The organism is Luteolibacter ambystomatis, from assembly GCF_018137965.1.
GTDB lineage: Bacteria > Verrucomicrobiota > Verrucomicrobiia > Verrucomicrobiales > Akkermansiaceae > Luteolibacter > Luteolibacter ambystomatis.
In genome coordinates this window covers 2,599,285-2,616,264 of sequence record NZ_CP073100.1, presented here as the reverse complement: position 1 = coordinate 2,616,264, position 16,980 = coordinate 2,599,285, and the positions used below count along the sequence as shown (strand labels likewise).

The 16,980-nt window shown below is 58.4% G+C and carries 8 protein-coding genes; 7 read left to right on the top strand and 1 reads right to left on the bottom strand.

The window, feature by feature from the left end; genetic code table 11:
* Positions 1-3: 3 nt before the first annotated feature.
* Positions 4-621, bottom strand: a complete 618-nt coding sequence (locus KBB96_RS09990) for an HD domain-containing protein (RefSeq protein WP_226373684.1) — start codon at positions 619-621, stop codon at positions 4-6.
* Positions 622-841: 220 nt separating this feature from the next.
* Here KBB96_RS09990 and KBB96_RS09985 point away from each other — a divergent pair, with 220 nt between their 5' ends.
* The 7 genes from KBB96_RS09985 to KBB96_RS09955 all read left to right on the top strand — a co-directional run bounded on the left by KBB96_RS09985 (position 842) and on the right by KBB96_RS09955 (position 16,764).
* Positions 842-1,315, top strand: coding sequence for a DUF2383 domain-containing protein (locus KBB96_RS09985; RefSeq protein ID WP_226373683.1), 474 nt, complete (start codon positions 842-844; stop codon positions 1,313-1,315).
* Between the two features lie 17 nt (positions 1,316-1,332).
* Positions 1,333-2,406 (top strand): L-dopachrome tautomerase-related protein, encoded by a 1,074-nt coding sequence (locus KBB96_RS09980; protein ID WP_211634551.1) that lies wholly within the window; start codon positions 1,333-1,335, stop codon positions 2,404-2,406.
* Between the two features lie 16 nt (positions 2,407-2,422).
* Entirely contained in the window at positions 2,423-3,712 is a 1,290-nt protein-coding gene (locus KBB96_RS09975) for an Nramp family divalent metal transporter (RefSeq protein WP_211634550.1), read from the top strand.
* Positions 3,713-3,751: 39 nt separating this feature from the next.
* On the top strand, positions 3,752-3,934 hold the full coding sequence (locus tag KBB96_RS09970; protein ID WP_211634549.1) for a hypothetical protein: 183 nt from the start codon (positions 3,752-3,754) through the stop codon (positions 3,932-3,934).
* A gap of 234 nt (positions 3,935-4,168) precedes the next feature.
* A complete protein-coding gene (locus KBB96_RS09965) occupies positions 4,169-5,992 on the top strand; it encodes an alpha-amylase family glycosyl hydrolase (RefSeq protein ID WP_211634548.1) in 1,824 nt (607 codons plus the stop codon).
* A gap of 202 nt (positions 5,993-6,194) precedes the next feature.
* Positions 6,195-6,587, top strand: coding sequence for a hypothetical protein (locus tag KBB96_RS09960; protein ID WP_211634547.1), 393 nt, complete (start codon positions 6,195-6,197; stop codon positions 6,585-6,587).
* 403 nt (positions 6,588-6,990) lie between these two features.
* The gene (locus tag KBB96_RS09955; protein WP_211634546.1) at positions 6,991-16,764 is read left to right on the top strand and encodes a DUF6765 family protein; all 9,774 of its coding nucleotides are present in this window, start codon (positions 6,991-6,993) and stop codon (positions 16,762-16,764) included.
* The last annotated feature ends 216 nt before the right edge of the window (positions 16,765-16,980 follow it).

Genomic DNA, 16,980 nt, shown 5'->3' with positions numbered 1-16,980 from the left:
AGCTCAGCGGGTCAGGTTGGCACCGGTCTGATGGACGCGGTCGTCTCCGGATTCCTGCACCACTGACATCACGGCGTTGTCGAGTGCGGCGGACAGGACTTCCCGGGCGAGTTGGATTTCGCGTTCCTTTCCGAAGGCCAGTGCGAGGGTCTTGTGTCCGGTGACGATTCTGGCGGGCAACTTGTTGCTTGGTTCAGCGAGATGGTCGAGCGCATCCGCCATCTTGATGAGGCGCGCTTCCCATCCCGCTTCTCTCAATCGTTCCCAGTAGTCCTTCGGATTGCCTCGGGAAGGCTTGGTCAGCATTTGGACCAACGCCATGACGCGTCGTCCCATGAGGCTTTCCAGTTTTTTCGCGGTCATCCGGGTCTTCTCCAGAACATCGTGCAGAAACGCCGCCGCCACGACTTCGGCGTCCTGACATTGGAAGGTGGATGACACCGTGGCGGCAACACCCGAGCAATGGACGAAGTATGGAAGCTTGCTGCCTTTCATCGTTTGGCCCGCGTGTGCCTCGGCTGCAAGCCTGGACGCGTACTGACATTTCCTATGGTAAGTTAGGAGGTGCCCGTATGTGCCGCTGACAGATGTTGCTTCCAATGGGTTTGGGATGGAGTCCATCGAAGACCGCTCTCGCAGAAACCATGCCTAACATCAGATAGGGAGGCGGCGAGGTTTGCGTTCATCTATTTTTATACAAGGCCATGCGACATGCACGTTGGCGCGACATTTTGCACGCGCTTCATCGGCCGGCATTCGGCAGGCGATGGCCGTAAGCCTGTTGCACCGTGGAATGTGATGCGCGGATGTCTCTGGCACCCGGCATGCAAAGCGAAGGTTCATGAGTGATACCAACGCCTGTTCGGAAATTTGTCTGCGTCTTCATCGCGGCGAAATGTCAGCGGTCGAAAGCTACAACCACGCTCTGAGCCGTTTCACGGAGGGCCCGGGCCACGCGGATTTGCAGCGCATCCAACACGACCATCAGGAAAACTGCGATATTCTCGCCCGTCATCTCCGTGCCATGGGTACTGAACCCAGCGGCTCCTCCGGCTTGTGGGGGTCGTTTGCGGCCGCCGCGGAAGCCACCGCCACGGTGCTGGGAGATGCGGTTACCCTGACCGTTCTCAAGCAAGGGGAGGAGCACGGGATCGCGCAGTACGAGGAGGCCTTGGCCGACGACCAGGTGATGGAAGAGATCAAGGAGCAAATCCGCTCCACGCTCCTGCCTTCCCTCAAGCAGCATCTCGATATGCTGACCGCGCTCCAGCATACCCCGAATCCCAGCGGACCGCCGGGAGGACTCCAGGTCTGAATCCAAACCTCATCGCCATGAGATCCTCATTCCTTGCGGTTCTGTTCGCCGCCACCTCCGTCACGCAGGCCGATCCCCAACTGGTGGAAGTGGCGTCATTCCCGGATCAACAGGTGACGGGAGTGACCGTCTCTTCCAAGGGAAGGATTTTCGTCAACTTCCCCTTCTGGGACGAACGTCATACGTTGTCAGTAGCGGAACTGAAGGACGGCAAGCCGCAGTCCTTTCCGGATGGCCGGTGGAATTCAAAGGAAGGAGATGCGGCCACACGGTTTGTATGCGTTCAGAGCGTGGTTTGCGACAAGGGCGACCACCTGTTGGTGGTGGACACCGGTTCTCCCATGCAGCAGGGCGTGATCGCGAATGGCGCGAAGCTGGTGGAGATCGATCTGACCACCGACAAGGTCGTGCGAACTTTCCCGATGGGACCCGACGTCGCTCCCGCGGCTTCTTACCTGAATGACATCCGGATCGATCGAGAAAACCAAAGCGCTTATCTCACCGAGTCCGGCGAGGGATCCTTGATCGTGGTGGACCTGAGCTCGGGCCGCGCACGGCGTCTGCTGGAAAATCATCCCTCGACCCACGCGGAACCTTCCAAAGTGCTGGTGGTGGGGGACGAGAAGCCGGTCGATCCGAAGACCGGAGGCACGCCCCGCTTCCACGCCGATGGGATTGCGCTGGATGAGCAAGGCGGCTGGCTCTACTATCACGCGCTGACCGGCGACACCCTCTACCGGGTGCCCACCGCCGCGTTGCGCAACCCGGCATTGTCTCCGGAAGCACTGGCCGCGAAGGTCGAAAAGGTCGCGGTTACATCGTCGCCTGATGGCATGATTGAAGATAACCAGGGCGGCATCTACCTCGCGGCCTTTGAAAAGAGCGCGGTCACCCGCTTCGACATCGCGGCAGGCAAGGAGACGCTGATTGTCCGCGACGACCGGCTCAAATGGCCGGACACATTCAGCTGGGGGCCCGATGGTTGGCTCTATGTCACCACGTCGCAGATCCACCTCATGCCGAAATACAACCGGGGCGAAAACAAACGGATCGAGCCATTCCGGGTCTACAAGGTGAAGTCGGGAAACTGAACCGCGACCAAGCCGTATGAAAGAGGGCACCGCAAAAAAGAAGAACTCCGACGGGGAGAATAAAGGCCCGGTCCGTCGCTTCCTGCGCTGTCTGGGACCGGGCTTGGTCACCGGGGCCGCGGATGATGATCCTTCCGGGATCGCAACCTACTCGATGGCGGGAGCGAAATTCGGTCATTCCATGCTGTGGACGGCCCTTTTGACCTGGCCTCTCATGGCTTGCACCCAGTTCATGTGCGCGCGCATTGGCATGGTCACCGGTGTGGGTATTTCGGAAGTCTTCCGCAAGAAGTTTCCGAGATGGCTGCTCGGCCTCATGTGCCTCGGTCTCCTGGCTGCCAATGCCATCAACATCGGCGCGGATCTTTCCGGAATGGCCGATGCGGCGCAAATGCTCTTCGGGCTAGATTCCAAGGTTTCCTCCACCCTCTTCGGAGTCGGAATTGCCGCCGCCACCGTGCTGTTCAAATACCGTAGGATCGCCGATACCCTCAAATGGCTCGCGCTCGTGTTGTTCACCTACATCGTGACGGCATTCCTCGTCAGCCCGGATTGGGCGGAGGTGGGAAGAGCCCTTGTTCCGAAATGGCCGGCCCATTCCGAACAGTGGTCGATGCTGGTTGCGATTCTCGGCACCACCATCAGCCCCTATTTATTCGTGTGGCAGGCTTCACAGGAGGTGGAGGAAATGAAGGCGAACGGCCAGACCACCCGGAAGGAACGCGAGAACGCCACGGCCTTGGAACTCCGCGACCGCAAGGTGGATGTGGGATTCGGCACCTTGGTTTCCAACCTGGTGATGTTCTTCATCATTCTGGTGACGTCGCTGACGTTGAACCGACACGGGCTCACTGAGATTGAGAGCACGAAGCAGGCGGCCGAAGCATTGAAGCCGCTCGCCGGCAACGCGGCCTATCTCCTGTTCAGCGTGGGCGTCATCGGCACCGGGCTTTTGGCGATTCCAACGCTCGCGGGATCGGCGGCCTATGCCTTCGCCGAGACGTTCCGCTGGAAACAGGGATTGGATCTCAAGCCGACGCAGGCCCGGGCCTTCTACGCGATCATCGTCGCCTCCACCCTCCTGGGTGTCTCGCTGAACTTTCTGGGCGTGAATCCGATCAAGGCCCTGTTCTGGTCGGCGGTGGTCAACGGCGTGCTCGCACCATTCATGATGACGGGCATCGTCCTGGTCGCGGCGGACCGCAAGCTGATGAAAGGCCAGCCGAGCTCCCGTCTCTCGCTCGCCATCGTCAGCCTCACCAGCCTGGTCATGTTCGCTGCGGCGGCCAGCCTTGCCGTCCTTTGACCTGCCCGACGGATCCTTTTCCTCGAACCCACCAAAACCATGAACTCGAAACTATTCAGCGGCAGCCCGGCGGAACTTGAATCCCAGCTCAATGCCTGGCTTGGCCAAAACCGCGGGATCACCCTTGTCCACTCGCAGGGATGGAGCACGGACGGCTTCCTTCACTTGTGCCTGCTCTACGCCCCGGCGATCAGTCACCCGGAGGGCGGGCCACCTGCCTGAGAAACGGCCGTCCAGTGCAAACCGCTACGGTGCTCACAAAACCGTGGGTGGAGCGCAAGTTACTGCGCAGGGGCGAACGATTTGCGCTCTGGCGGAAGCTCTCAGCTTGTCCGAGGTCGTCGAATTCCTAGGCACCGCCGATGAGTAAGGACAGACCGACAAGGATTTGACCTTCATCACCCAGACCTTGATTCCACCGGCTCCCAGCGAGCATGACGAAGAATAAGATGCACCATGTCAGATGATTCCGCAGCCTTGAAGATACTTGCGGACTCGGATGTCGAGTTCCGGTCCGAGACGATCTACTTCATTGTCTTGGACCGGTTTGCGATCGGGAATCCGGACAAAGCCCGGGAAGCCGACGAAATGTTCGATGCCTCCCATCAGGACTGGCAGAAATACTGGGGTGGCGATCTGCAAGGGTTGATCGAGCGCCTCGGTTATCTCGAGTCGCTCGGGATCACGGCGATCTGGACGACTCCTCTTTTCGAGCAAGTCCACTCCATGACCACCGGCGAGGAACGCCGTGCGCCGGTCCATGGTTATTGGACCAGCGATTTCAAGCGGATCAATCCGCGATGGATGAACGATCCCTCCGAGAAGCGGCTGTTCCAGCGCAATGATACTGTGTTCGACACGCTTCTGGGGGAGTTGCACCGGCGCGGCATGAAATTCATCCTGGACATCGTTTGCAACCACAGCTCACCCCAGACCGACGGTGGAAAGGGCAGGCTCTATGATGACGGAAAGCTCATCGCTGATTTCGACAACGACACCGCGAACTGGTACCACCATTACGGGGAGATGCAGGACTGGACCGACGAATGGCAGGTGCAGAACTGCGAACTGGCAGGCTTGGCCACTTTCAACGAGAACAACATCCTTTACCGGGACCATATCAAAGAGGCCATCAAACTCTGGGTTGCCAAGGGCGTCGACGCCCTGCGGGTGGATACCGTGAAGCACATGCCCTTGTGGTTCTGGCAGGAGTTCTGTGCCGATCTCGACGCCTTCAATCCCAATTTGTTCCGCTTCGGCGAATGGATCCACGGCCATCCCGGCCAGGAGAAGCCGGTGGAATTCGCAAACAAATCCGGAATGACCATTCTCGACTTCGGCTTCTGCCATGCCGTGCGTGCCATTCTCGCCGGGGGAAGGCGGGAAGGATTCCGTCACCTGCAGGAAATCCTCGATCTGGACGGCAATTACTCCGGAGCCACGGAACTCGTCACGTTTTTTGAAAACCACGACATGCCGAGGTTGCAATCGTTGGGTGCGCCCAACGAGGTGGTGGACCTCGCGCTCGTTCTTCTCCTCACCAGCCGGGGTATTCCCTGCATCTACTATGGCTGCGAGCAGTATCTCCACAACGACACCGACGGAGGGAAGGATCCCTACAACCGTCCGATGATGGATTCCTGGGAATCTACTCCCGCGTGCCGCATCGTCGCCGCTTTGTCAAAAGAGCGGAAGCTCAACCCGGCTCTTCAACTGGGTGGACAGTGGCCGAAGTGGATCGATGAAGAAAGCTATGTATTCCTGCGCCGCTATCGCGACTCGAGTTGTCTCGTGGCGCTGAACAAGGGCCCGGAAAGGGAGCTGGTGGTCTCCAATCTTGAGTTCCCCGACGGGGAGCACGACTGCCTTCTGGGCGGACAGCGGATCATTGTAGCCGATGGGACTGCGGCCCTTCATCTCAACGCCAACCAGGCGATCGTTATTGCTGTCCGAGGTGGACCGGTTCGTGGCCGATGTGTGGTGAGGCTTCAGGTGAACGGCGCACCGACCCAGCCGGGCGACACCCTAGCAGTCATCGGAGATTGTCCCGAACTGGGGAAGTGGGATCTCGCCAAAGCCCATCGGATGGAATGCGTGAACGCCAACACGTGGTTCGCGGAAATTCCGTTTGAGCAAAGTGCCGGGTCGTCCATCGGATATAAGCTTGTGGTTTTTCCGGTCGATAGGAAGGCCGCTCCCACACGGGAGAATCGCATCGTCCGCCGCCGCTTGATCCCTTCCAGAGGATCGGCCAAGTGGCGTGACGAATGGCAATCTTGATGGCTTTTGGAGATTTGTGCTTACGGCAGGAAGACACCTATGGCCAGGGACGGGCGGGTACGGGTTCAATCTGTACAAGCCTGAAAGCTCGTCCGTTGACGCTATCCAAGCGGAGGCAGTCTCGATAAAAGAGGGGCGTGTGTGGAATGAGCCTGTTCATATCCTCGGGGGAGGCGCGATTGGTCGGGCACTGGTAGCCAGCATGATCAAGGCAGGCAAGAAAGTGAGGCTGGTTCGTATCGGTCCCTCAAGCGGCCACGCCACGACGATGGAAATCGAATTCAGGACTGAAACCCACGGGCTCAGTAATGCTGCCGTCTCATACTGGATGGCTAGCTATAAAATTGCCGAAGGAAGCGAGGGCTGGATGGAGGTGGCAGGAATGGGCCGGGACAAGCGCGCCAGGAGGATGGCCGAACTGGCAGTGCTTGAAGCGGAAGTCTCAGACCTTCGCCGGAAACTGGACGCAGCGGAAGCGAAGCTTCGACGGTTGAAGGCACTCGTTGCATCGGTTTATGACTCCTGTGGTTCTCCGTTCCAGGTGGTGAGTTTCCAGTCGGAGGGCTTCATCGAGTGCGACCGCTTCACGTGGTAACTAGGGAGCAAAAAAGCCATAGGAACTTTGGTCTGCGTGGCATCCGCCGAGCTCTGTGTGGAAACCTTCCGCTCTCTCATGGCGGCGATAGGATGAATCCAATCAACCGGCAGCGTACGCATGCGGGAGCTAGTTTCCATTAACGAATCAAACGCTTGTGCTGAGAGGAAAGGTAAAAGGCCAATCATCTAGACAAATTACTCCTAACTCAGTAAGCGGCAGAATGGATGGTTTAGGAAGCCATCTTGGCACTTGATGCCGCGGATTGTGGAGATCAGGTGAAATTTTCGCGAAGGCCTCCTTTTCGCATCTAACAGGGTTGCCAGTCTACTCCGTTTCTGACTTTTTCCGATCCCCATCCGTTAGCACTCCCGAAATTTTTACTTCTCGCATCCCTTCTTTCATGAAGTTCAACTACGCCTCCAAGTGGTTCAGCGCGTTCATTTTCCACCTGAGAATCCTCCCTTCTCCCGTCGTGCTGGCGGCGGTATTGTCTCCGTTGGCCGCAAATGCGGTGGATACTCCCGTCATCGTGCCAAGCGGAGGGCGATCAGCGGTGAGGGTGGAGGTCCAGATCACCTCCACGACGACCGGGGCTGCGATCCACTACTCCTTGGATGGATCCACCCCGGATGCTTCCTCGCAGACACTTCCTGCCGGTCAGAAGTTGATGGTTGGCAAGGGGATGGTGGTGAAGGCGATTGCGAGAAAAGACGGGGTGTCCAGCGGGGTGGCCACTGAAGATTTTACCGTCACCGGTTCCGCCAGCGTAGGAGGGGCGCATGTGCTCGGGCTGAAGTCGGACGGACAGGTGTTCGCGTGGGGTGCCCAGCAATATGGGCGGCTGGGCAACGGCCAATCAGGTCCCGCAACGGTGCTGTATCCAAACAAGGTTCAGAAGGAAGCGTTTGGAAGCAATCCTGCCGGGCCCTTCGCCAATGCTTGGGATATCTCCGCAGGCGCGACCCACAGTCTGGTCCTAGACAAGAACGGGCAGGTGTGGGGATTCGGTTACAACCTCAATGGTGAAGTCGGGGACGGGACACAGGTGGATCGCCCGCTGGCCAAGCCTGTTCTGAAGAGCGCGGGGGTGCCATTGGATGCTTGCAGCCAGGTGGCGGCAGGGGAGACCTTCTCGCTGGCCCTCGGCACGAACGGTACCGTGAGTGCCTGGGGATCGGCGTTGCGTGGCCGGTTGGGCAATGGAGCCGTCACCGGGCGATCCACGTACGCAATCAGCGTGACGCAAGCCGGCTCACCCTTTCCCGCACTTTCCGGCATCAAGGAAATCGCGGCGGGAGCCGAACATGGATTGGCGCGCGAAGCTCATGTGTCCGAAGCTCCGGGTGGGCAGGGCCGGGTTTGGGCCTGGGGCACCAATTCCAACGGACAGCTGGGGATTGGAAATATCACCAACCAGTCCCGGGCGAATGTTCTCGCCTTGCAGGATATCGTTTCGATTTCAGGAGGAGATATTCATTCTGCGGCGGTGAGATTGACCCCCGGCGATCCCGATCATCAGGGAGAGGTCTGGTGTTTTGGATCACAAGACAAGGGGCGTCTCGGCAATGGATTGACCGCGGCTGCCAACGTCAGCACACCGGTTCGCGTCAAGAAAGTCGATGCCACTCCCGCGGATCTGACGGACAATCCCTTGCTGAATGGGATCACCCAGGTGGCTTGCGGCGCGGCGCACACGCTGGCTCTGGACAATCTGGGGCAGGTTTGGAGCTGGGGCTACAATGCGAGCGGCGAATTGGGCGATGGAGGAACGACCCAGCGGGGACTTGCGGACCGGGTCAAGACGCCCGATGGCAGTGGGATCCTCTCCGGCATCGTCCGCATCGAGGCCGGTGGAACGGGAACCAATGGCACCAGTATGGCCTGGGCCTCGGACGGCACGGTTTATTGCTGGGGCAGGAATGCGGATGGCATGGGTGGGAACGGCACCACGGCAAACGTGGTCTCGTTGCCGACTCCGGTGAAACGACTCAACGTGATCAACCGCGCGCCGGATATCTCGCTGGGCTTGTATCGTCCCGACGCGGCAGCGCCATCATCGATCCAATTGATCGCGTCGGTGATCGACAAGGACGGTCCGGGAGATGTGCAAAAAGTGGAGTTCTTTGAAGGAACCCAATCGCTTGGCACAGTGGGCTCCGCTCCTTGGAAGCTCGCGCAGCCTGCTCCAACGGCGGGATCTCATGCCGTGCATGCGGTTGCCACCGATAGCTCGGGAGCAACCCACGTCTCTCCGGTGCTGAATTTCACCATTCCTTTGGATGGATATGCCCGGGTGCCTTCGTTCCCGGACCGTGACCAGGATGGAATCCCCGACGACGAGGATGATGGTGGCGAGGGAGATTGGCAGTGGGCATACGAAAACGATGCGCTCCACGATCCCGACGGAGCAGGCATTCCCGCTTCGACGTTCGATTCGTTGATCGGGTTCTGGGATTTCGAGATGTTGGTGGCGTCCCCCAACCGCTATCCGAACCGGATGTCATCGAGCTATCCGGCGGTGGTGGCAGGGGCGACTTCCGAAGTGGCTGATGGCATGCTGTCGAAGGGGCTTCGATTCGGAGGAACCAACGATTATGTGGACGTGGATCCCTCGATCCTGTCCGGCAAGGCGAACTTCACGCTGTCCACCTGGGTTCGGTTCGCGCCGTCCTCGCTGACCACGACCAAGGCGATCTGCTACTTCAGGAGAAACACGACCACTTTCGGATTCAGCCTCTCCGCCACCGGTAGCAATCCTCCTGCTGATGTCAGGCGGACCATCTCGTTCCTATCGGACAAAGGCAACCTCCAATTCCAACTGCCTGAGACGCTCGCTTCTCAACGCATCGACAATGGAAAATGGCATCAGGTGATGATGGTCAGGGAGGCCAACCAACTGAAGTTGTATGTGGATGGGAAAATGGCGACGGGCACGCTGACCACCTCCCTTCCGAATGCCGCATGGACCGTCGGGACTGGTGCGCAGCTGAAGTTCGGGGGATCGGCCGTGGATCTGGACCGCGTGATGTTCTTCGATCGCGGTCTGAACGTCACCGAGGCGGGACAGCTTTTCAACCAGGACGAGGACCATGATGGCGCTCCGGATTATTTCGAACGCAATGTCGCCGGAGATCCCTACATCTGGGGGCAGGACACGGATTACGATCATGACGGACTTCCAGACGCCCTGGAGTTCATCAATGGCACGGACTGGAGAAACGCCGACACGGACGGCGATGGTGTTTTCGACGGATTCGAGGTGAACTACGGATTCAACCCGAAGAGCCAATCCAGCGGCCGGTGGTATGACGACCCCGATGGCGACGGAATCAACAATTGGATGGAATCCGTGCTTGGGACGGATCCGACAAAGGCGGACACGGACAATGACGGCATCAGCGATTCGGAAGAACTGCAATGGCGCACGAACCCGGTGGATCCGGATAGCGCTCCATTGGACCCGCTCGAACTGACGCCTGCGGAGGCCGTGGCCCATCCACCCCATTGTCCCGGGTTGGGGATGCTCGGTGTTTTCGGACCGGCGTTCGGGCCGAGCTCGCCTGACAACGAGTTGAAAATCAAAATCGGGGATCATTCCTCATCCCACTCCGAACAATGGCGCCTGTTGCTTGGTGAGGCTTCGGTGCACAACCACAGCACCGAGGTGTTGGAGGAGATCGAGTATCCGCTCGACCGCCGGAATTGGACTGAGATCTCGCTTGAGCATATGTCGACGACCTATTCGGATGATGAGGGTCCGGATTATGACTACACCGCGAAAATCGAGTGTGACGACAAGTCCTTTTACCTCTGGGACGGAAACAGTCTCCTCATCGAATACTCGGGCCCCGGCCACACCACTGAGAATACGGCGGATGGCAAGAAGGCCTACATCGTGCCGATCGAGAAGATGTCGTTCTCGACGTCTCTCAACTTCTCCGGAAACGACGCCACCGGACCGCGCTATCGCAAGGTTTCGTTGGCCGGTCGGCCGCTGGGTGACCAGAAGCCCGAGACGGAAGCCGAGACCGATCAGAACGAGGAGGAAACCTATGTCGATGCCTTCGATCTGAGCCTGCGCCACGACAACAGTCTCATCTACACGCCATTGGCAGCGTCCGACCTCGTGCTTCAGGCAAACCTGAGCGCCAACGAATGTATTTGGACCGAACGAAGCGGCATTCGCCCCCACGAGTCCATGACCCAGCCCTTTGGAGCGGGTTGGTCTTCCAACCTCAGTTCCTACATCGAGGTGCTGGAATCCGTCGGCGACGACAGCCCCGATCCGGTTGTTTTCAACGTGGTGGACGAGGAAGGGAGATCGCAGCGGTTTACGAACAACGGCCTGGAATTCATGCCCTGGCCGTCGTCCCGTGTGGACAAGAAGACCCTTCAGAATTCACTCAGCTTGGAAAACGGGAAGCTGGTCTACCGCAAGAAGTTCGGCACGAAGCTGGTCTTCGAACCCACTTCCGCATGGTTCGCCTACTCCTCCGACCGGATCCAGCCGGCTCCCACCGGAAAGCGCCACTACTACTGGCGTCTGGAAAAGGTGGTCGACCGCTTCGATAATGAACTCGTCTACAGTTACGGCGCGTCGGATGGCTCGGCCCTGATTCCAACGGAAATCTCGTGCCCGCAGCGCCCGGGCCAGAAGATCACCATCCAGCGGAGCAGCGACTGCCGCCGGGTGGAGGCAGTCACGGACTCCATGGGCAACCGCACGACGTTCGATTACGAGGACATCACCTGGTCGAGCAGATCGTCGACTCAGGATTCGAGCTCGGCGGTGCCTCCCGCACCGCGCGTGCTTGCGGAGAAAGGCAAGAAGCTCGTGAAGGTTCATTACGCCGATGGGACCAGTGTCGACTATGGCTATGGTGATCCGGTTTCGGAGGTGAGCGTGGAAGAGGTCAAGGCCTCGGCGGGACTTTCGAAGAACTATCGTTTCGACGATCACCTCCATTTCCACGTGATCTCGATCAAGGACCGCCGGGAAAAGGAAACCAAGATCGAGTATGTCCCCAATGACTATACCAAGGCGTTCTCCGCCAACGGGACCGACAGCGGGTTCTACACCGCTTCGGTGTCGCTGGACGGATTGCCATCGGAGGTCCTCGGTGGCTTGAGCAATCATCTCAAAACGCTCAACAAGGATTACGAAACGAGCAATCAGGCGAACTTTAAGACCGTGTCGGGCCTGCCCCAACTCGTCTCGAAAGTGGAGCGCGCAGACGGTTCCACCGCCTTGTTCGCGCGTCCTGATTCGAAAATGTGGTTCTATCCGAAGTCGGACGGCACCCCCACCTTCAAGGCGGAGGTCCATACCAAGGTGACCGACGCGGAAGGCAACGTCACCCTCTATGACTTCGAGGACGTGCATGGTGAGATCGTCGAGCTTGAGGACGAGCAGACCTACGACCCCGGTGCCTACAGCCAGCAGGGCAGATATGCGCCGGAATGGATGATCTACTACCTCGGCTTCACCAACACTTACGAAGCAGCCGGAGGCGGAACGATCGGTGAGGAAAGCTACGCTTTCGATCTGGATTCCGGCCTGGGCCTTTCTTCGGTCACAGATTTCTCGGGGAATGTCACAGGGTGGGCTTTTGGAGACGTGACTCCGTACACATTGCCGACCGCCGCGGGAAACATCCCGACATTCGGGACGAAGTGGTCGGATCCCACGATCAAGACCGACGCACTCGGCAGGACCGAAACGTATGAGTATGATGAGAGCCAGAACCCGAAGAAATCGCGGCGACTGCTCTCCACGATCAATGTTCACAACATCAAAACCGAGACACCGGTCGATGCCAATGGCAATCAAACGGCTCTCATTGTCACCGACCTCGGCACCGGTTATATCCTGAAAAAGGAAGCCTACGAATATACGAGCACGTTCAAAGGATTCATGACCCGGAAGATCGTGCAGAAATTTGCCGGACAGGGGCACATCTCCGATCCTTCGTGGGTTCAAAACATCGTTACCGATTATGTGCCGGACGAACTGGGCCGGTTGAAGTCCGCGACCATGCATGCCGATGGTACGGATCTCAAAACGGAATACACCTACGACCTGAACAATAATAAAAAGACGATCAAGGATCCCAGGGGCAAGGTGACCACCTTCCACTACGATCTGCTGAATCGTCTGGTGCGGACTGATTTCCCCACCACCTATTCGGAAAGCGGCGACCCTCTCGCCTCCTCCAGTTACGTTCAATACGACCGGAACGGCAGAAAAGCCGCCACGACGGATGAGGAGGGAAACACGACGCTCTATTTGCGCGATGTCCTGGGCCGGGTCACCCACACCGTCATCGACATGGATCGCGCGGGCATTCCCTCCGCCGGAACCCAGGGTTGGATTGACGACACCGCGCTTCAGCCGGGCGTGGCGATCACCACACAGGATCTTGTCACCAGGACGACCTACAACAAGGTGGGAAGAGTGACCCGGCAGGAAGATGCCCGGGGCTTCTCAACCTGCACGGTCTACGACGGAATCTACCGGCCGATTCACGTCTTCACCGGAGTTCCTTCCGGACAGGGAGATACCTTGGGGGCACTGGTGAGTCTGGCGGCTGCTTCGTCGGAGGTCACACACACGGAATTGGGGTATCAGAGCAGTGTTACGTTCGGTGGGAATACCTATGCCGCCAATCCAGGGTCCAGCGCGTTTGATACCAGCGGCTTCAAGCCTACGTCCAGCAAACGTGTGGACGCGGTAGGAACCACGTTCGGAAGTCGCGAGTCTCTCTTCACCTATGGTGCCTACGATGCGGTTTACCGGCCGGTGGCGACGGGAGTCCAATACTCAGGGTCGCCAAGCGGTGGGGATGACGGATTCAAGACCACGGAAACCGCCTATGGCCTGACTGGAGGTGGCTCAAAGGAAGCTCTGATCACCTCCGTCACCGATGACCGCGGCACGGTGACCAAAACCGTCGCCGACGGACTTGGCAGAACCGTGTCCACGACACAGGCGCAGGGAGTGTCGGGATTGGCGAGGACGACCTATTGCTATTACACTTCCACCGGATTGGCATGGCGGACCCTTGAACCCCAGAACCGTTACACTGAAACACGCTTCGATTCCGCCGGGAGAGCGGTGCAAACGTGGGCGGCGGACCCCGCGACTGGCGGGATCACCGCGAATTCACCGACCACGAAGACGATCTATGACGAGGCAGGCAATGTGCTGGCCACCATTGATCCACGGCTAAACAGGACCGATTTTGAGTATGACGATCGGAACCGTCAGACGAAGGTGCTCCTGCCAGCGGTCACGAATGCCAAAGATCCGGATGCACCGATCGGGGGCGTCCGGCCTGAGCGCCTCACCTACTACAACCGGGTGGGCAAAATCACGGCGGCGGTCGACGAGCGCGGCAACCTCAGCCGGTCGTTCCTGGATCGCGCCTACCGGGTGTATGCTACGCGGACGAACCCGGAGACTGGAGACCCCTCCGATTCTTTCGCAAACCCGGGAACGGGAGACATCACCCAGTCGACCGAACTGGATCCGGGCGGGCTGGTGCTCTCCTCCAAGGATGCAAACGGAAACATCACCCGGAATGCCTATGACGGGCTGGGGCGTCTCGTGGCAACCGCGACCGATCCGACGGCCGGAAATCCGGTGCAGCCAGGAGGAAGCGGATTCAGTCCTTCGTCCTACCGCTCGGCTTATCCGGGAGTCCTGCTCGTAAGCAAAGAGTATGATGACGCCGGCAATCTCGTCTGCGTGACCGATGGCAAAGGTTGCCGGACCGGGTTTACCTATGACGGCCTCGCCCGCAAGACCAGAACACTCTGGGATCCGGGCACTGCGGTGCAGCGGACCGAGTATTCGGATTACGACGGCCTGGTGCAGGTGCGCCGGACGGACGGCATGGGACGGATCACGGCCTATGGCTACGACGCTCTGCATCGTCTTACGGAGGTCATCTACAATCCCGGAAGCGGCGGCACGAGCACGCACCTGGACAACCAACTGAGAAGTTATGACGAGGTCGATTCCCTTCTTTCTGTCACCTACCCGAATGACCCGGGTTCGCTGCGCGAGACAGCCAGCACCTATGACAAGCTGAAACGCCTCACCAGCGAAACCTCGGCGGGGATCACCCACGCCTATCCTCTGTACGATGAGGCTGGAAACCGGAAGCAAACCGTATACGGACGCACCAACCGGGCCCTTGTCTGCGAGTATGATGAACTCAACCGCCTGTCGTCCTGTGAAGAGCGTGATGCGCTGGGCACGCCGTCCGGTCGTGTCACCTCCTACGCCTATGACCTGGGCGGCAAGATCACCCGCAAGACCCTGCCCAACGGAACGAAATCGACCAGCACCTACGATCGCCTCGGACGCACCCTGACGATTGTGGAGCGCAATGGCTCGAACGCCCTCGTTTCCTCCAACGATTATTCCGTCTCCGTCGGGTCGTGGCCGAACAGCTATGATGGCGTTGGGAATGTCCTGCGTGTCGCGGAGACCTATACGAAGGCGGGCATGGCCAACCGCGTGGTGGTGAACGGCTACGACAAGACCTATCGCCTGGTGGCGGAGGCCGCGACCCCCTCCGGCGGGGCGGCCACAACCACCTACTATGGCTATGATGCGGCGAACAACCGCACCGGCAAGGTGGCCGGCGGCATCACGACGGTCTACACCTTCGGGAATGGCACGGGCGGCTACAATTCCAACCAACTTATCAGCTACGGGCCGTCCGGCGGAGCAGCGTCCTGGACCTTCACTTACGATCACAATGGTAACCGGGCCACCCGGACCGGGACGGGCGGAACGGACGCCTATACGTGGGATCATGAGAACCGCCTGATCTCGCTCGATGCCCCGTCGGGGGACTATGCTTACACCTACGATTACCGCTGCCGCCGTGTTCTGCGCGATGAATCGGCGGCGTCCGGAGCCAAAACGTCGCTAACCTTTAGTGGCGGCACCAGCGTGCAGGAAGCGAATGCTTCCGGCGTGGTCCAGGTGGAGATGATCCGCGGCAGCGATTGGGGCGGAGGCATCGGAGGCGTGCTCTACACGGTCCGGGGCACCGATCGCAGCTATAATGCTTACAACTCGCGTGGCGATGTCGTCTCCACCACCGATGGTTCCGGAGCGGCCACCTGGCAAGCTTCCTACGAGGCCTTCGGCACCCGCACTGCGGAATTGGGCACCAATGTCGAGCGCCAGCGCGCCAATACCAAGGACGAGGATCCAACCGGCCTTCTGAACGAAGGCTTCCGCTACCGTGATCTGGACAGCGGGACGTTCATCTCACGGGACCCGGCCGGGTTTGTGGATGGCCCGAATGTCTACACCTATGTAAGGCAGAACCCGTGGACGGCATTCGATCCGGAGGGACTTTACGCTGAAGCTGGTCATTACTACACCACTTACGCAGTGGCTATTGCTGCAGGAGTGGAAAAGAACAAGGCTTTGAGAATTGCTTATTATTCTCAGTTGCCTGATGAATCCAGTCGATATGACGCAATCGATCATGCAAAATCAGGTGGCCTGGAATCGGCGCTCAAGCCTACCGGCCCTCCGTTAAGTAAAGAAGCGCTCGCAGCCGACACTGGCGCTACCCACCAAATGGTTGCAGTTCAGGGAAATCTGCATTTCCTTCGAGGGGCAAATAATGAACAAGTTATAAGCGCTCGAAGAAATCTAGCAGAGGCTATTAAGGCGGGTGAATTTGAGAGTGACTGGCAGATAGGTTTTGCGATTCATACTCTTGGTGATACTTATGCTCACGCAAAACAAAATGGCGGCGATGGCGAAAAAGGCTACGCCCCGTTGGGTGGGCATGCGGAAGATGGGTTTAGGCCGGATTCCATTGCGGAAAATTCGTATAATCTGAAAAAATATGAAAATTATGCGAGATCCCTGTATGCTGCACTGGGTGGAAAAGATTTCGAGAAAAATCCAGACATGCAATCCCTTCTGGAAAATTCCCAAAAACTAGGTATAGTCGGGTCATCACACGATGGACCTAATGCCAAAATGCATGAATGGTTTGTTGGCAATTTTGGAGAGAGGGCACCATTATATGGCTATGATCCTCGCCAAAAACATGCAGTGTATAAAGAATGGGCGGAGCCCAGCGATGCGGATTTTAAGAAACATTTGGACAAAGTTGGCAATATTATGGATAGATGAAAAAGAGGCTGATGTTATTAGGTGTGCTTGTCGTGATCTACTATGTCCTAGGAAGGGCATTGGAGATGGCAATGTATTTTGAGATCATATCCTTTGAAGATAGGTGGGTCAAGATTGTGGCTTTTCCATTTACTCCCGTATTTTGGATCAAGACATGGCTTTATAATCATGGAATAAATGGATAACATGTAGGTGGGTCGGGCTGACGGGGGCCTG